Raw genomic sequence first — 16,905 nt, forward strand, 5'->3', positions numbered from 1 at the left:
GAATCAAGAGGTATCAGCCCGGCGGGCCGTTAGTAGGCCCCGCGAATCAGATCAATTCCCGGTGTCAGAACTTCTTTCCATGCATTTTCGAGATCCTTTGTGTACTCAGGGTCGTGACGGCGCACGGTTTTCATCAGTGAATCCAGCCACAGTGAATACCACTCCGGCTGGATATTGTAGTTGGAACGGTTATGGCTCTCACCAAGTGCTTTGAGTTTGCGGTCCGGCATGCCGCGTGCGGTCAGAATCAGCTGCAGAACGCCGTTGCGCAGAAGGTGGCGTTGTGCGGTCATATCGGTGTTCACAAAACGGTTTTTGATGGCTTCTGAGCTCGACATGAAATGGTCGTAGAAATCGACGAAGAACTCATCGCGGTTACAGCACCTTCCATAGCTTTGGAAAACCAGGTCTGTGTTATTCATATGCAGTAAGTGTCCTTGGGATACATGGGGTAGATGGATAGGGTGCGAAGGATAGTGGTTGTATGTAACGCCTTCTGTTGAATTTTGTAAACAATACCATCCGCTACTGCCGCCGGTGAGAGGCCCGGTGATGCCCACCTGAGCGTTGAGGTCATCCATCCAATTACCAGGACAAACTGAACTGGTTACTGTCCAGCTTCGTTGGTGCGGGTCGAGTCTTCCGATCAATAACGGCTTTTAAATGCTACTCATTACGATTATCATTACTATATATTCAGCCTGGTACTGCAAGGCGTCAATACTTCGTTCGAGTTCACACTATGTTTCCCAGCACTTTCCCACTTCGCTTACGTCTCAACGGTATAGGGTACGCCGTATCCATAGCCTGTCTGGGTGCCGTGCCTGTTGCAATGGCGCAGACCTCCGATAACCAGGCCGAGTTACTCAGCCCGCTTGTTGTAACCGGAACGGCACTCAAAGTGGAGGCTCCTATTGTTGAAACGCCACGTCCGGCCTCTCTCGTCACCCGTGATGAACTGGAAGAACGCAACGTGCAGTCCCTCGACGAAAGCTTTCGCTATCGCGCAGGTGTTTTAAGTGGCCAATATGGCAGCGATAACGATACCGACTGGTTTAAAGTGCGGGGTTATGATCAGTCGACCTATCAGGATGGTTTACGTATATACCGCGCAGGCTTCTATCAATGGCTACCGGAACCCTATGGGCTTGAGCAGGTAGAATTGTTGAAGGGGCCGGCTTCCGTTCTCTACGGTGAAGCGCCTCCAGGCGGCGTTATAAACGCCATCAGCAAACGCCCTACAGAAGACCGTCAGGGGGAGGTTGTTATCGAAGGTGGGACCAATAACCACCAGCGGATTGGGTTTGATAGCTCTGGCCCGGTTAATGACAGTGGTGAAGTACGTTATCGCATGGTCGGTCTTTACCAGGACGCTGAAGGTGATATCGATGACTCGGAAAATAAGCGTTACTACTTTGCTCCAAGTCTTGAATGGGACATTAGCGATGACACCACGCTGACACTTCTGGGTAGTTTCCAGAAGGACGACGCGGTGCCCTACAATGGCTTCAAGCTGCCCTATGGCACTATTGAGGACACTCCCTTCGGTAAAGTCGACCCCGAGGTGAATTACGGTGAGCCTGACTACGATGTGAATGAGCGCGAGCAGACGTCACTGGGCTATCAGTTCTCGCATCAGCTTAACGATACCTGGCGTTTTGAGCAGGATTTGCGTTACAGCAAGCTAGACATGCTGCTACGCAGTACCTACATCTTCTTCCAGAGTGCACCGAGAGAAGGTACCCGAGGCCTGGTATACCGTGATGGCGATATCACCTCCTGGACGATTGATAACCGTGTGGTTGGTAAATGGTTCACGGATCGCACCGAAAATACGTTACTGGTAGGAGTGGACTACCAGGATCTGAAAAATTCAGGAAAAGAGGCGGATCCATTTCCTTTCGGGACGGTAGATCTGTTCGACCCCCAATATGGCAACTACACGCCTGTGGCTGAAAGCGATCTGACGCGACGAACCATCAAAAAACAGCAAACGGGTATTTATCTTCAAAACCAGCTCCGCCTGGATGATCAGTGGATCTTTTTGGCGGGCGCGCGCTATGACACAGCTGAAACGGATAATCTGGCTGGCGGTACCAAAGAACGTGCCGACGACAACGAGGTCTCGTTATCCGGTGGCATCATGTATGTCATGAACAATGGTGTTTCGCCCTACATCAGTTATACCGAGTCATTTCAGCCCATTGTGGGTACCGATACCAATGGTGATTTGTATAAGCCCAGGGAAGGAAAGCAGCTGGAAGCAGGCATCAAGTATGCGCCAGAAAGCATTGATGGTTATTTGAATACCTCGGTGTACCAGATCGAAGAGAAAAACTCACTGGTGACTGATGGCGCTGTTCAGGTGCAAGAGGGCGAGCGCAATACCAATGGCTTTGAGCTGGAAGGGGTCGCCTACCTGACTAACGACCTGCAGGTGACAGCGGCATACACCTACAGTGATTCCACTACGCAAAACCGGGCGATTGGCGCTGATGAGGTTCGAGCTGCGCTGATACCGCGCCATATGGCCTCGGCCTGGCTGGACTACGCGTTTTCACAAGCCGTGCCTGGTTTGAAGGTAGGGGCGGGGGCACGCTTTGTTGGTGAAACCAAGGATGAGACCTATGGCTACGAGGTTCCTTCCTACACAGTCTTTGATGTCATGGCGAGCTATGACTTTGCGAAGAATTGGCGTGCGCAACTCAACATCAACAACGTAGCTGATAAAGAATATGTCGCCAGTTGTGATTACTGGTGTTATTACGGCGAAGCAAGACGCGCGACTGCGAGTGTGAGTTACCACTGGTAAGCCATTAATAGTCAGAGGCGTTTGCCCCTTACCCGAGGTTTTATGTTCGAGTTGCAATCGGTCAGTTGGCAGGTCAACGGTAAAGTGTTGTTGCATCCCGTTGATCTGGCTATTGATCCAGGGAAAGTGATAGGGCTGATTGGCCATAACGGTTCAGGAAAATCAACGCTGTTGAAGTTGTTGGCCCGGCAATACACGCCGAGTAGCGGTTGCGTCTTGCTGAACAGTAAGCCTCTGGCTAAATGGCGTGACCGGCTCCTTGCTCAGCAGATCGCTTATCTGCCACAACAATTACCCGCGACCGAAGGGTTCACCGCCGCCGACCTGGTTCGTCTCGGCAGGTACCCTTGGCACGGTGCTCTGGGTCGCTTTACCAGAGAAGATCAGGCCCAGGTCGAGCGAGCCATGGAGCTGACGGGGACCAGCAAGTTCGCTGATCGAAATGTTGATGAGCTCTCCGGGGGCGAGCGTCAGCGGGTGTGGATTGCCATGTTGATTGCGCAAAACGCCCGTTACCTGCTATTGGATGAGCCTACATCGGCGCTGGATATTGCCCACCAGATTGAAGTGCTGGCACTGATCCGAAAGCTGGGTCGGGATCTGGAGATGGGAGTGGTGGTGGTGTTGCATGATATCAACATGGCAGCCACCTACTGTGACCATCTTATTGCGTTGCACAGTGGTCACCTTTTAACTCAGGGTAGCCCGAAAGAAATCATGAGGCCGGAGGCTCTTGAAGCGATTTATGGCATCAATATGTCCGTTATACCTCACCCTCGCGTAGAGGGGGGAGCTATAGCTGTAGCTTGACACAAGGATGCTGTCGGCCGGTTCACATGGGCTCCTGCAGGGTTAAACCTCACTCACCCTGGTGACGGCATCCTGTGTTGCAAGATCGCGCTGTGTGCCTGTCAGCTCATGCATAAGACCCTCTTTCATCTCCAGTAAGCGATCGGCATGCTCGAAGTAATGATCATCGTGGCTGATTGCGAATATGGTAACGCCCATCTCATGCAAGTGGCCCAGTAGCTCCCGGTAAAAGTACCGCCGGAATTGGGGATCCTGGTCCGCAGCCCACTCATCCAGAAGCATAAAGCCTCGCTGCTCGGCGACAGCCAATAGCAAAGCAAGTCGCTTTCGTTGTCCCTGCGATAGCTGGGGATTTGTTACTCGACCGGCGTCTATCTCCAGCTTTTTGTTCATTTGCAGTTTTTTGAGCCACTCACTCAACAGTTCTGATTCAGCCTTTTCACCGTCCGGGCCGAGAAGTCGGTCAAATTGATGGAAGTCTGTAAATACAGAAGAGAATCGCTGACGAAAGTTCTGCCAGTCCTGATCGGTAGTCAACGGCTGTCCGTCTACCAGGATTTCACCACTCCGGGGCCGGTACAAGCCGGTGAGAAGGCGGGCCAGAGTGGATTTTCCACTTCCATTTCCCCCAATCAGGAAGACCAGTTCACCGCGTCGTAACGTGATATCAATTGGTCCCACGGAGAACCCTCGGCCGCCCTGGCCAGGGTATTGGTAGGTAACACCCCGCAGTTCAATGGTATTCCAGTCGGGAGAGGGAGACGTCACATTAAACTCAGGCGCGTAAGCTGCCAGCTCAAGACTTTCCAGTTTGCGGAATGCAACCTGTGCGTTCAGTAGCGTAGGCAGCGCGCCTATAGCCTGGATCAGAGGCGTGCGGATAAACAGCAGCGTAAGCGAGAAGGTTGCTGCGATATTGGTGTTGGCCCAGCCCAGACCATTGGCCAGAAAAAAGACCAGGCCGATCGCACCAACCATCATGATATTGGACCAGTTTACCGCTGAAAGGTGGAAGGTATCCGATCGGATTATATGCCAGAGATAGCTGCGAGCATGGCGCTCATAGTCGACGTCATATAGCTGACGAGCTCTGCTGCGGTTTAGTGCAAGCTCCTTCCGCCCGTCGATAAAGGACTCATAGTCACGGTAGAGCGCATCTTCGGTTTCCCGGACTTGCGCCAGGTGGTGATATACCCTTTGAACCAGCAGCCAGCCGCCAATTATCGTAACAGCGACCCACAAAGTGGTCACGACAAGCATGCCAGGTGAAAGCCATGCAAGATATGCGGCAGCGCATAGAGTAATAACGACACCCTGGACTAATTCCGGCAAACGAACAAAGGCAAAGGTTATGTTTCGTATGTCGACAGAGAGGCTTGCCAGCAAGCCCGCGCTGCCGATGCGTTCCAGGGTTTCAATATCTGTGTCCAGAATCTGCTTGATCAGCCGGCCGCGCAAATCATAAACGAAGTGATGCCCCAGCGTGGTGAGTGCCAGTTGGGCTGCCAGCGTTACTGCCAGCATGAGCATAACCAGCCCGAAAAAGGTTGGCAGCACGTGCCAGGGTGCCCCCGCAGATTCAATCAGCTGTTGGTTGATGAACGCGATTACGCCAATGCCAACGCCTGCACTGATGAGGCTTAGAAGCATGATTGTTATAAAAGGGGTGCGGTACTGGCGGAAAACGATGGCGAGTAACTCCATCAAAACTCCTGAATAGTGGCTGGAATTGCTGGCCTGATATGCAATAATAATCAGTCGTATTTATGTTCTCTTAAAAGTGCTTTGTATGCAAACCGGCCAAGCGGGTATCTGTCTCGCATTGGTGTCTGTGGCGAAGTGCTGGAGGTTCAGTTTTCCAGCTATGTTGTCTTTTCTGGATAATTCGTTGTTGTCCGCTCGCTACTCTTGTTATCAAAAGATTCTTGTTCCGGGTCTTCTGGTACTGCTGCTTTTCTCTCTTATGCTGGTGTCTCTGAGCGCCGGAGCTGCAGTATCCAGTCCGGGCCAGTCTCAGAATGCTGCTCCCCCCAGAGTGGCGGCCATTGATTGGACGTTGGTCGAAACTCTCTTGTCCTTGGGAGTGGTGCCGGTTGCTGCGGCTCAGATCAAGGACTATCAGACTTGGGTTGGAGAACCGCCACTTCCTGAACAGGTTGTGGATATTGGCCTGCGTGCCCAGCCCAACAGAGAATTGGCTGCTTCCCTGCAGCTTGATTTAATTCTGATATCTCCTCTGTTCAGCGCAATTGAACCAACTTTTTCACAGATAGCACCGGTTCAGACCCTGACTACCTACAATCCCGATAACGATTTTTGGCAAAACCTTGTCGAGACTACGAGACGGGTGGGCGAGATGACTAACCGCTCCTCAGAGGCGGAGGCTGTTATAGATCGACATCGTGCGCGAATTGAACAGCTGAAAGAAGAAATGCCGGCAGATACACCTCCGCTGTTGGTGGTGCAGTTTATCGATGACCGTCACGTGCGTGCCTATGGCAAAGGCAGCTTGTATGACATGGTCATTCGTCGACTCGGGCTGCAAAACGCCTGGAAAGGCGAAACGAATATGTGGGGTTATACCACCGTCGGTATAGAGGAGCTGACTACCGACGGCTACCTGATTGTAGTGGACCCGGTTCCTATGAGCGCAGAGGGGGTTTTTGACAACAACAGGATCTGGCAAACACTGCCGGCCGTGCGACATGACCGGGTTCTATCCTTACCGGCGGTCTGGAGCTTTGGTGCACTTCCTTCAGCTGTCCGCTTTGCCGATGAGTTGTACCAGGCAGTGACTGGTCACGCCGGCACTCATTCAGGTTTGAGCAATTTATGATCTCGATACGCAGGCCGGCCTCTCCGGCCTATATCTGTTTGCCACTCATTATCCTTTGCGTCCTTCTCTGCTTCAATTTGTTGAGACAAACGTTGCCAGAGCTGAGTCTGGGTGGTTTTGATTTTTCTGCTGCATCTGACGTCAAGGCGATGTCTACGGTTGTGCTCCAGTTCAGCGTGTTGCCACGGGTGGCTATCGCCCTGCTGGTTGGTGCTGCACTAGGTTTGGCTGGCGTCTTGATGCAACAGGTTTTGCGGAACCCTATTGCCTCGCCAACGACATTGGGTGTTGCCAGTGGCGCACAGCTTGGTCTTTTGCTGGCCACGCTTTTTGCGCCCGGCCTCCTGACCTTTGGTGGTGAATGGGTGGCACTCGCAGGGGGAGCAATATCACTGCTGATTGTGCTCTCGTTATCCTGGCATCGTGGCCTTGCGCCGGTTGCGGTGGTTTTGGCAGGTTTAGTGGTTAATTTGTATATCGGGGCCCTGAGCACGGTTTTGATTCTGTTTCATCAGGAGGAGTTTCGCGGCCTGATGATCTGGGCTGCGGGCTCCCTTGCCCAGAATAGTTGGAGCGACACTTTAAATTTGTTGCCTCGCCTGATTGTCGCAGCGGTCATAGCCGGACTCATTGCCCGGCCCCTGGCCTTGCTGGAACTGGATGAATCCAGTGCCAGCAGTTTAGGTATATCCATACGTAAGCTCCGGTTAGTCAGCCTCGGGCTTTCTGTTTTTATTACTGCATCGGCAGTCAGTCTGGTAGGTGTCGTGGGCTTCGTAGGCCTGGCTGCACCCGTTATTGTAAAGCTGATGGGTGCGCGAACCCTGATGCAACGGTTGCTTTGGGCACCAGTGTTTGGAGGTTTGCTTCTACTCACTACTGATCTCTTATTGATCCAGTATTCCGCGCAGCTGCCTTCAGTGGTCCCAACCGGTGCCATGACCGGACTGTTGGGGGCACCACTGTTACTCTGGCTTATCCCGCGACTGGCTCTTAAAGACACGTCGGCAAGCGCTAATAAAACGACGCTACAATCAGCCGGTAAGCCCACCTCCCGAACGTTTCTTTGGCTTTTTGTCTTGTTGCTGGTTTCAATAGTTGCAGCGTTGTTCTTGACACAATCCCCTGGAGGCTGGGTACTCAATGACACCGCGCAATGGGCGTCCATTGCCAACTGGCGGCTTCCACGTGTTCTGGCTGCTGCGGGCGCCGGGATTCTGCTGGCTCTGGCAGGTGCAACCATTCAGCGGATGACGGGCAACCCGATGGCGAGTCCAGAGGTGTTGGGGATTAGCTCTGGCACAGCTATCGGCTTGATCGTGACTATCTACTTTTCTGCGCATGTCACCGCGCCGCTGCTCATCCTGGCGGGCTCAGTGAGTGCCATTATAACGCTGGCAGTTTTGATCTTGTTGAATCGGCGCACCGGGTTTCAGTCCGAACGCCTGCTTCTTACAGGAATAGCAATTGCAGCTTTATTTGACCCGCTGAGAAGTATCTTTCTTGCCAATGGTGACCCTCGCATCCAGCAGGTAATCGCATGGATGTCAGGTTCAACCTATTACGTTGATTTCTCAACGGGTCTGAGTGCGCTTTTGATTGCTGTCATGATGGTGGCGTTAACTCCGCTGGTCGCCCGGTGGTTGGACGTGTTACCCCTTGGGCGCAACGTCGCGTTGGGCCTGGGGCTGAGTGTGGATAAGGTCAGGCTTATTCTGCTTGGTGTGGTGGCCATACTGACTGCATTCGCAACCTTGATTGTCGGGCCTTTGAGTTTTGCAGGTTTGCTGGCGCCTCATGTTGCCCGAATGCTGGGCTTCTCCAAGGCGCTGCCTCATCTTGTAGGTTCAGCGATGGTAGGCGCTTTATTGATGATAAGTGCCGATTGGCTGGGGCGTCAGATGTTGTTCCCTCAGGAAATCCCGGCGGGGCTCGTAGCCGCGCTTCTGGGGGGCGCCTATTTTATGTGGGGGTTAAGAAAGTACTGACTCGGCCTGGCGGGCTTCACGAATCAGCGGGCAATTGCTGCAGTACTCCAGCTCCGGAATAAGGTAGCGGATACAACAAAGGCGCCGGCGACGCTCGCAGCTACCCCCGTCTGCAGCGGACAGGTAGTTTACCGGCTGGAACAGAGGGTTACGCCGGCCGTCTGGCAGGTGGCGGCTGGCAAGCAGTTGCCTTGCGGGCTCAATCGAGCGGGATTTCGCCATAGGGTGGGCATGCAGTGCTTCGGTAAAGTATTCAAACAGGTTGCCTGCGTTGCTCCAGAATACTTTTGGCGAGGCGCCTGAATACTCGGCTAATGCTGTAATCAGTGGTACAAGATGACTGTCGATCAGTGTACTGAAGCGGCTGAAGGCACTTTGGCAGCCCAGTGGTCGCCCGGTGTCGGTAACCCACAGGCGTCGGGTTTGCCCTTCAGGGCCAACTTCGATGTTCGCTTCGTCTAGCCCGACAGGCAGGTCGTACTCAAGTAACAGGTTAGCGACCAGCGTCGAGGAAATCAGTGCACTGAAATGCCACTTTGACCATAAAGAAGCGAGCGCACGTGGATCGCTTTGGGCATATTGAGTTGAAAAGCGTGTCAGCTGAGCGGCCAACTTATCGGGGTCAAGCAGATCTATGGCTCGCAGGATAGAGCTTTGTGCGGATGGTTTACCCACTCCGGGGGGGGTGAGTTTCTCCAAAGGGCCAGAATAGAGGCTCTCCAGTGCTGTGCTCATAGGGCTCCGGCGTTCGGTTTGCTTGATTATTAATCTTAATAATAACGCTTATCAATTGCAAGACCGGTGGGCCAGGCAATTGATAAGTTCAAACACGCATGCTGTTTAACTGGCAGAATAAAACTGAGATCAGAAAGAGTAAGAGACGGATGTCTCCAGAGTCCTTTCTTCCCCAAACCAGCAGTTCGAAATGTCGAAACAGCTGTAATAGCGCTCGTTGGTGAGGTTGTTCACTGACAACCCGATCTCGGCGCCTTTGAGGGTGTGCGCCAGGTTGCCCAGGTCATAGCGAAGGGCAATGTCCAGAAGAGTAACGTCGGGCACGTGCCCGGAATTGGTGGTCGCGTCGTATTCAGCTTCTCCGATATATCGGGCACCTATGCCGGCAACCAGCCCATCCAGAACGCCCTGGTCAAAGCTGTAGTCAGCCCAGCCTGACAGCAGGTGTTCCGGCACCCATACCGGGGTTTTTCCTTTCAGGCCGGAGTTGTCCTTTGTAATCTCTACGTCCTGTAGCGTGTAGCTCAGGGTTAGCAGGAGGTTGTCCAGAGGCTGAGCCAGGGCTTCCAGCTCCAGGCCCTGTGAGCGAACGGCTCCGGCCTGGATCTTGTCGTAAGGGCCACCTTGTGGATCACGGGTGGGTACGTTTTCTTTGGTGATCTGGTAGAACGCCAGGTTGGCTGTGGTGCGTTGGTCCGGTGTCTGATACTTAACGCCCAGCTCCCACTGGTCGCCTGTGGATGGGTCAAACTCATTGCCATTCCGGTCACGTCCTGTCTGTGGTTCGAAACTCTCAGCGAAGTTGAGGTAAGGCGACAGGCCATTTGCCGCCTGGTACATAATTCCGGCCCGTGTTGAAACATTATCCTGGTCGAGCTTTGAGTCTACTGGTGCCCCGTACTGCTTGCCCTTTTCCGTGCCGGTAAAATCATCCCAACGTACCCCACCTATCATCACAAACCGGCCGATTCTGATCTGATCCTGTAGATAGACGCCCAGTTGTTTTTTCTCGATGTTGAAGTCAGAGGAATACAAAGTGTCGGTAATGTCGATTGTCGAGCTTGATATCTGGTAGTAATTCGGATTAAACAGATCAATGGACGGCGCGCCGCTACCGCCAGTCGTATCTTCATAGATGACGTCTGAGTCCAGGCTGAGATAATCGAAGCCCACCAGTAGATTGTGTTCGGCCGCGCCGGTTTGGAAGCGTCCGGAAATCTGGTTGTCGATTGTAAATCCGGTGGTTGCTTCGTCGGTCAGATAGGCTTGCCGTGCCAGGGTTCGCCCGTCAGCGGCCAGCCCGTCACTGTATGTATTGGTTTGGAACGCACTGGCATCGGTGTAGCGAAAATTCTGCAGGAAATTCCAGTTGTTATTGATGTTGTGGTTGATTTTATAGCCTGCCAGAAGAACTTCTTTGTCAAACTGGTTCCAGTTAGCGTCGCCAGAAAAGGCGTCGGTATCCAACTCGCCGTTCGGGTTCGGCAGAAACAGGCCGGAGGCGGGCAGAGATGTGTAAATACCCATTTCCGGGTCTTTCTGATAGTACAGGTTGAAATTGATCAGTGTGTCATCACTGACCTGCCAGTCCACAGATGGCGCGACCATGTAACGCTCTTCTTCCGAGGTTTCGGCCTGGCCGTCGCGGCTGCGGGCCAGCCCGACCAGGCTGTAGGATAAGTCCGAGTCTCCCAGTTGGCCGCTGCTTTCAATCGAGGCTTCTTTCAGGTTGCGCGACCCTGTGGCCAGCTCAATCTTGTTGGATGCCCCGAGCGTAGGCTCCTTGCTGATCAGATTGATCATGCCTCCCGGTGGCATGGAACCGTACAGGGTTGAGGTAGGACCACGAAACACTTCAACCTGCTCCACCGCTAACAGGTCAATTTGTGGTTGAAGGTTCCAGTCGTTGTAAAGCAACTGCATGCCGTCGTAGTAATTCTGGTAGTTGATAAAACCGCGAATGCTGAACAGATCCAGACGGCCAACGGCCCCGCCGCGAAGTTCTGTGTTGACGCCGGGCGAGTACCGGAGCGCTGCCGCGACAGAGTCCGCATCCCGCATCTCCAGAGCCTGCTCGTCCAGCACGGATATGCTTTGTGGTGTTTCTTCGGGGCGTAGAGAAGTTTTGGTTGCGGTATTGCGGTAGGTGTCGCCGTAAACTGCCAATTCGTCCAACTCGGTAACCTCGTTGGCAAACGCTATCTGGCTACTGGCCGCTAAAACCAGTATCGAAGGTTTTAGAAAGGATCTTTTCATGGTAAAGCCCCATTGTGTTCAGAGTCGGACAGACGCGCCTGCCACTAAAATAATGCGAATCATTATCATTGTATTTTTATTTTCGGGGCGGTACTTAACAGTTTGGTGCATTCCATGAAATTATTGGTTGGCAAAGCTTAACCGGTATCCAATATTCCATAGACACTTCTGATGCAGAGGGGTTTAGCCCTGGCGGGTAGATTTCCAGATCCTGGGCGTTGAGCGCTTCGCATCCGGAGTTTGGAAGCCAGGCCCGGAAAAACCACTTCAGGACGTCTGCCAGGGAAGCCAGCGGACCATGAAACGCAATAACGACGTAGTTTCTCTCCGGCACTGTAATACAACTCAGCGTGTGTGCATCTGGCACTTCCTGAGCTTCTGCGCCGGCGAGGTAGGTTATAGGTTCTTCAGAGCCACGGGTAACGTCTAACACGCCAACTCTGGTGCAGTCAGTGTCTGCGCTGGTCATGCCAGTAAACTCTTGCCACAGCCGTGGTAGCTTTTCATAAAAATCAGGGTTCTCTGAAAACAGGCCGTTCACCTGGTCCGTAACACCCGCCACGGTGAATGTTGGCCTGGAATCGAGCCGGATCCCGGGTACTCGCGAACGCAGTGACTCTGGAGGCAAGAGGTCCGGATGGCAGGACATTGGGGTTTTTAACAGACACGGCAAGCCGCGCTGGCGGTATTTGACAGGGGCACAACCAAAATGTTGTTTGAAGCTCCGACTGAAGCTGATGTCGGAGTTGAAACCGCAGGCCAAAGCAATATCGATCATCCGCCGGTTGGTGAAAAGCAGCATTTCAGCCGCCCGACTCAAGCGCAGTTCCCTAACATAACGACCCAGTGAGAGCCCCGTTTGCCGGGAAAAAATACGATTGAATTGCCAGCGTGATAGCCCACACCGTTCTGCCAGCTCTGGCACCGCCAGGGGCTTGTCCAGATTTTGATGGACATGGTCCAGAACCTGTTGGATTCTGGACAACTGTAATAGCCGGGCGCTTCCCATCTAACCTCGTTATTTGCTTTGCGGAGTATTTCAAGACCTGAATGTGTCCGATGCAGTGATCAGCCAGTCCCAGCGATATTGCACGGTTTTCCTCTAACACACAAAAACGAATGGTTCTTATCCAGCGTGCGATTCTGGTCTGGTTCGTATCCTCGGCACAGTTACGGTGCAATACCTGTTTGAATTGTTACATTTCAGGGCCAGGTGCAAGGCTCGGATCATCGAACTGTCTGCTTTATGTACTCTTTGTTCCCGGTATCAGAGGGGCAACGAAAAACTGAACTCTTGGCCAGCTTTTTGCAAAACATCATGTGAAGCCTTTTACTTCAGAATTTATCTGAGATGCAATCAGCAAGGAGAAGTTTGATGACACTCAAGTCTGGCCTAGTGCTCGCTGCGATACTGACACTGCCCACAGCCGCTTTGGCAGAGGACCCAACGAAAGTTGGCTTTGTCTATGTTGGTCCTATCGGGGATCATGGCTGGAGCTACCAGCATGATCAGGGGCGCCTTGCGCTGCAGGAACATTTCGGGGAAAAGGTTGCAACCACCTACGTCGAAAATGTCAGTGAGGGCGCGGATGCCGAGCGTACGATAAGACGGCTTGCGCAGGCAGGTAACGACATTATCTTTACAACATCTTTCGGTTTCATGAATCCGACTGCCCGGGTAGCAGAAGAGTATCCGGATATCACGTTCCTGCATGCTACCGGGTACAAGACAAGCGAGAACCTGGGCACCTATCTGTCGGTAACCTATGAAGGCCGTTACGTAACGGGCGTCGCTGCAGGCCTGGTAACAGAGACCGATACCCTTGGCTATATTGCGTCTTTCCCGATTCCTGAAGTTATCCGTGATATCAACGCTGTCTATCTTGGTGCCAAGGAAGTGAATCCGGATATTGAGCTTAAAGTTGTGTGGGTTAATACATGGTTTGATCCTGCCAAAGAGGCTGATGCTGCGAATGCTCTGATGGATCAGGGTGCAGACGTCATCGTTCAGCATACGGATAGCCCGGCGCCTCTTATCGCGGCCGGAAAACGCGGTAACTGGGGTGTAGGTCAGGCTTCCGATATGCGCAGTTTTGGTGGCGATGCGCACCTGTTGTCGGTTGTTAATGATTGGGGTCCTTACTATATAGAGACTGTGCAATCGGTGATGGATGGCACCTGGGAGCCTGCGGATTATTGGGGTGGTATGTCTGAGGACACCGTTCAGGTTGTTGGCTTGAGTGACCGACTTTCAGATGAGCAGAAAGACAAGGTTAATTCGGTGATTGATGCCTTGAAAAACGACGAGCTCCATCCGTTCACCGGCCCATTGAAAGATCAATCAGGTGAAGTGCGGGTGCCTGAAGGTGTTTCCATGACGAATGGGGAACTGGCAGGCATGGACTGGTACGTAGAAGGTATGACGGCAACCTTGTCGGATTAAGGCCGGTTGCTTTACAGGCTAGTTGGGCCGGCAGGAGCGAATCCTGCCGGCTTTTTGCGTTTAAATCCTCAGGCTTCGCGTAGCAGCCGGGAAACACTTTCCTGAACATTCCGCGTCAGTTCGGCTTCGTCCAGCCCATTGATATGGCCATTTTTCACGATCTGGCGGCCTTGAACAAAGCTGTCCCGCACCTGCACGGGTTCGCCGCACATCAATGGTGCCGTCAGGGGACTGTGGACACCGGCGAACCGGGGCTGGTCGATGTCATACAGGACCAGATCGGCGGCTTTGCCAACCTCCAGGTTGCCCGTGTCTTGCAATCCCAACATATCAGCACCATTGCGGCTGCCCCATTGCAGAACCTGCTCCAGGGTGGTGGCTTTGGGGCCTTTCACTGCACGGTGAATCAGCCAGGCGAGGTTGAGCTCCTGAAGCATTGAGCCAGATTCCGCCGACGCAGAGCCGTCGACGCCCAGAGATATCTGCACGCCGGCCTCTTCCATATCAATCACCGGGGCGATGCCGCTGCCCAGTCGGCAGTTCGAGGTGGGACAGTGGGCAATGCCGGTGCCTGTAGCTGCCAGGCGCCTGATGGCGTGCGGGTCACTGTAAACAAGGTGGGCATACCAGACATCCGGCCCGAGCCATTCACAGGACTCCGCGTAATCGATAGCACTCATGCCATATTTGCTGTGGGCCTGACTCTCATCAAAGTCGACTTCGAGCAGGTGCGAATGCATTTTCAAGTTGTTCTCTCTGGCCCACCGAGCCTGGGCTTTCAGCCCTTCCGGCGAACTCGAATGAATCAGGCTGGTGGGTGCTACCACCAGCTTTTTCATGGCATCAGGCCCAGGCTGGTGATGCTTCTTCCGGGTCACATCCAGACGGTCGATGACCTGTTCAATGCTCTCCGGCGCTATGCCGTGTTCAATCATGCCTTCGTGGGACCCTGTCTCCGTCGCGCTGCCCCGGCAGAGCACCATACGAATTCCAAGTTCTTCTGCGGCCTGCCAGACAGACTCCTCAAGCTCGGGGCTGGTGCTGCTGTGATAAAGGTAATGGTGATCCGCACAGGTTGTGGCTCCGGACCGGATCAGCTCGTACAGGCCCAGCCGCGCGGCGTGGTACATGATGTCTGGTGTTACCTTGGGCCAGAAGCGATAAGGCACACTGCTCAGCCATTCACCAAGGTTGTGATTGAGCCCCTCGGGGACCCCTTTCATGATCGACTGGGCGAGATGGTGATGGGTATTCACCAGACCGGGCCAGATGACACAGCCGGAAGCGTCTATCAGGGTTTCCGGGTCCTCTGGCGTTTGCTTGAGGTTGCGACCCATTTCGGCAATGCGGCCACCACGAATGCGAATATCCCGGGCCTCCGGATCTGCCTCGGATGCTACGGCATGGGCGTTCTGGATGAGGTAGTTCAATGCTTGCTCCTTCATTTTAATGAGAGCAATGTCCCGAGGCTGGCGTTGATCTGCTGCGCCTCTGACAGCTTCTACTCTTTGGCTGGTGTTTGGTGTTGAACCGAATGCAAGAACCCTTCCATTTATTGACCGTATGGTCAGCTCAGTATTTCAGGCCAGAAACCCTTTGAAATTGAGTGCTGAAATGGGGCGAAAATTTGACCCTTGCATCGAATTGGTTCGTTTCGGATGTGCGAACGATGATGGACAAGTCGGTTGAGGCAGGAAATGACAGGGTTTTTCTGCCAAAGGATGCTGGCATGAAATCTGCTGCGTTCGACGTATGGGGCAGGTTACCGATTGATGGCCCGCCCTCCTGAGTAGAAGCTGTCAGGGATCCTCTGATGAAAAGGGGTTTCGGGTCATTGCTCAGTCGCTGATCGGATGCGCAACAGGCGTGATTGGTGGCTAGGGCTCTGAGTTTGCCTGATCGCCCTGTTTTCATGCCAGTTTGCCTCCGAACACTGTTTATCTGCTGACATTATGCCCCGGAGGCCCCATGAACAACCCGCAAGAAAAGTACGCCCTCAAAGAGCTGAACCTGGAAACCACTTTCGGTGGTATGGGTAAGGAAATTGAGTGTGATGTCCCCGTGATCGACCTGACAGACTTCGACCTGCGCCGAGAAGAAATTACTGATCAGCTGTGGAAGGCCGCGACGGAAGTCGGCTTTTTTCAGCTCTCGGAACATGGCCTGGACCTGGCGCTGATCAAGCAGGCTTTTGGTCTGTCGGAGCGCTTCTTTGCGTTGCCGGAGTCTGAGAAACAGCGTTTCCCTCTTAAAAAGGGACTCAACTCCGGTTGGGAGTTCAAATCACAAGTGCGGCCGTCCACCGGAACGGCGGACGACAAAGAGTCTTATCAGATCACCCTGCCGCATATGGATGACCTCTGGCCTAACCAGACAGTAGTGCCCGAGTTTCATCGGGTTATGCTGGATTTCGAGCACAAAGCCTGGCTGCTGGGTATGAAAGTATTGTCTTGCTTTGCCGAACGTCTGGGTTTCGATCGGGAGTTTTTTACCCATGCCCATGACCGTAGTTCGGAAGAGTATCAGAGCACACTGCGCCTGCTGCATTACCTGCCGCTGCCGGAAGGTACGATCCCCGATGCGTCGATCTGGCGAGCGGGAGCGCACACTGATTTTGACTGCCTGACAATGGTATTTCAGCAGGAGAACCAGGGCGGGTTGCAGGTGAGTCCGGGTAAGGATGCTGAAGGCAAGGGTGATGAGCGCGAATGGTTTACCGTTACTCCGAAGGAAGATCGCATTACCTGCAATATTGGTGACATGCTGATGCGTTGGAGTGATGATCGCTTGAAGTCCACCCTGCACCGGGTACGGATGCCCAAGCCGGGTGACTACAATGGCCCTCGCTACAGCATGGCGTTCTTCTGTCAGGCTAATAAGGATCAGGTCATTCAGGGCCCTGAGAAGAAATACCCGCCGATTACCGCTCGTGACTACCTTCTGCAACGTATCCAGGCGAATTTCGATGCGGCAGAAGAAGCGGTCAAAGCGAAAAAACAGCAATAGCCATGAAGTAAAAGTACTG

General features: G+C 53.4%; 12 protein-coding genes. 6 read left to right on the forward strand and 6 right to left on the reverse strand.

Annotation, left to right across the window (positions count from 1 at the left end; all coding sequences use genetic code 11):
* Positions 1–29: 29 nt before the first annotated feature.
* Positions 30–422, reverse strand: a complete 393-nt coding sequence (locus tag Q4606_RS02535) for a globin (protein WP_303596751.1) — start codon at positions 420–422, stop codon at positions 30–32.
* Between the two features lie 320 nt (positions 423–742).
* On the opposite strand from Q4606_RS02535, the gene Q4606_RS02540 reads away from it, so the two are divergent.
* On the forward strand, positions 743–2,812 hold the full coding sequence (locus Q4606_RS02540; RefSeq protein ID WP_303606557.1) for a TonB-dependent siderophore receptor: 2,070 nt from the start codon (positions 743–745) through the stop codon (positions 2,810–2,812).
* Between the two features lie 42 nt (positions 2,813–2,854).
* A complete protein-coding gene (locus Q4606_RS02545) occupies positions 2,855–3,622 on the forward strand; it encodes an ABC transporter ATP-binding protein (protein ID WP_303596749.1) in 768 nt (255 codons plus the stop codon).
* A gap of 42 nt (positions 3,623–3,664) precedes the next feature.
* Here Q4606_RS02545 and Q4606_RS02550 read toward each other — a convergent pair whose 3' ends face one another.
* Positions 3,665–5,326 carry a multidrug ABC transporter permease/ATP-binding protein gene (locus Q4606_RS02550; RefSeq protein WP_303596748.1) on the reverse strand — a complete coding sequence of 554 codons (1,662 nt, stop codon included), beginning with the start codon at positions 5,324–5,326 and terminating at the stop codon, positions 3,665–3,667.
* Positions 5,327–5,411: 85 nt separating this feature from the next.
* Between Q4606_RS02550 and Q4606_RS02555 the strand changes: the two genes are divergently transcribed.
* Positions 5,412–6,458, forward strand: coding sequence for an iron-siderophore ABC transporter substrate-binding protein (locus Q4606_RS02555; protein WP_303606558.1), 1,047 nt, complete (start codon positions 5,412–5,414; stop codon positions 6,456–6,458).
* Complete coding sequence (gene fhuB / locus Q4606_RS02560) at positions 6,455–8,446, forward strand: Fe(3+)-hydroxamate ABC transporter permease FhuB (protein ID WP_303606559.1); 1,992 nt, start codon at positions 6,455–6,457, stop codon at positions 8,444–8,446. Before Q4606_RS02555 ends, fhuB begins: the two co-directional genes overlap by 4 nt.
* Here fhuB and fhuF read toward each other — a convergent pair.
* From fhuF to Q4606_RS02575, 3 genes are all read right to left on the reverse strand, one after another.
* Positions 8,432–9,181 carry a siderophore-iron reductase FhuF gene (gene fhuF, locus Q4606_RS02565; RefSeq protein ID WP_303606560.1) on the reverse strand — a complete coding sequence of 250 codons (750 nt, stop codon included), beginning with the start codon at positions 9,179–9,181 and terminating at the stop codon, positions 8,432–8,434. The genes fhuB and fhuF overlap by 15 nt on opposite strands.
* 129 nt (positions 9,182–9,310) lie before the next feature.
* Entirely contained in the window at positions 9,311–11,437 is a 2,127-nt protein-coding gene (locus tag Q4606_RS02570; RefSeq protein ID WP_303606561.1) for a TonB-dependent siderophore receptor, read from the reverse strand.
* Positions 11,438–11,531: 94 nt separating this feature from the next.
* The gene (locus Q4606_RS02575; RefSeq protein WP_303606562.1) at positions 11,532–12,422 is read right to left on the reverse strand and encodes a helix-turn-helix domain-containing protein; all 891 of its coding nucleotides are present in this window, start codon (positions 12,420–12,422) and stop codon (positions 11,532–11,534) included.
* Positions 12,423–12,812: 390 nt separating this feature from the next.
* On the opposite strand from Q4606_RS02575, the gene Q4606_RS02580 reads away from it, so the two are divergent.
* A complete protein-coding gene (locus Q4606_RS02580) occupies positions 12,813–13,880 on the forward strand; it encodes a BMP family ABC transporter substrate-binding protein (protein ID WP_303606563.1) in 1,068 nt (355 codons plus the stop codon).
* Between the two features lie 68 nt (positions 13,881–13,948).
* Here Q4606_RS02580 and Q4606_RS02585 read toward each other — a convergent pair whose 3' ends face one another.
* Positions 13,949–15,310 carry an amidohydrolase family protein gene (locus Q4606_RS02585; protein WP_303606564.1) on the reverse strand — a complete coding sequence of 454 codons (1,362 nt, stop codon included), beginning with the start codon at positions 15,308–15,310 and terminating at the stop codon, positions 13,949–13,951.
* Positions 15,311–15,848: 538 nt separating this feature from the next.
* On the opposite strand from Q4606_RS02585, the gene Q4606_RS02590 reads away from it, so the two are divergent.
* On the forward strand, positions 15,849–16,886 hold the full coding sequence (locus Q4606_RS02590; RefSeq protein WP_303606565.1) for an isopenicillin N synthase family oxygenase: 1,038 nt from the start codon (positions 15,849–15,851) through the stop codon (positions 16,884–16,886).
* Positions 16,887–16,905: the final 19 nt, after the last annotated feature.

Source organism: Marinobacter sp. 1_MG-2023, from assembly GCF_030549045.1.
Taxonomy (GTDB): Bacteria; Pseudomonadota; Gammaproteobacteria; order Pseudomonadales; family Oleiphilaceae; genus Marinobacter.

What these genes read in the sequence shown, in the direction of transcription:
- Q4606_RS02540 (WP_303606557.1), top strand. Translation starts at nt 743, where the DNA reads ATGTTTCCCAGCACTTTCCCACTTCGCTTACGTCTCAACGGTATAGGG.
- Q4606_RS02545 (WP_303596749.1), top strand. Translation starts at nt 2,855, where the DNA reads ATGTTCGAGTTGCAATCGGTCAGTTGGCAGGTCAACGGTAAAGTGTTG.
- Q4606_RS02555 (WP_303606558.1), top strand. Translation starts at nt 5,412, where the DNA reads ATGCAAACCGGCCAAGCGGGTATCTGTCTCGCATTGGTGTCTGTGGCG.
- fhuF (WP_303606560.1), bottom strand. Translation starts at nt 9,181, where the DNA reads ATGAGCACAGCACTGGAGAGCCTCTATTCTGGCCCTTTGGAGAAACTC.
- Q4606_RS02535 (WP_303596751.1), bottom strand. Translation starts at nt 422, where the DNA reads ATGAATAACACAGACCTGGTTTTCCAAAGCTATGGAAGGTGCTGTAAC.
- Q4606_RS02550 (WP_303596748.1), bottom strand. Translation starts at nt 5,326, where the DNA reads ATGGAGTTACTCGCCATCGTTTTCCGCCAGTACCGCACCCCTTTTATA.
- Q4606_RS02580 (WP_303606563.1), top strand. Translation starts at nt 12,813, where the DNA reads ATGACACTCAAGTCTGGCCTAGTGCTCGCTGCGATACTGACACTGCCC.
- Q4606_RS02590 (WP_303606565.1), top strand. Translation starts at nt 15,849, where the DNA reads ATGAACAACCCGCAAGAAAAGTACGCCCTCAAAGAGCTGAACCTGGAA.
- Q4606_RS02570 (WP_303606561.1), bottom strand. Translation starts at nt 11,437, where the DNA reads ATGAAAAGATCCTTTCTAAAACCTTCGATACTGGTTTTAGCGGCCAGT.
- fhuB (WP_303606559.1), top strand. Translation starts at nt 6,455, where the DNA reads ATGATCTCGATACGCAGGCCGGCCTCTCCGGCCTATATCTGTTTGCCA.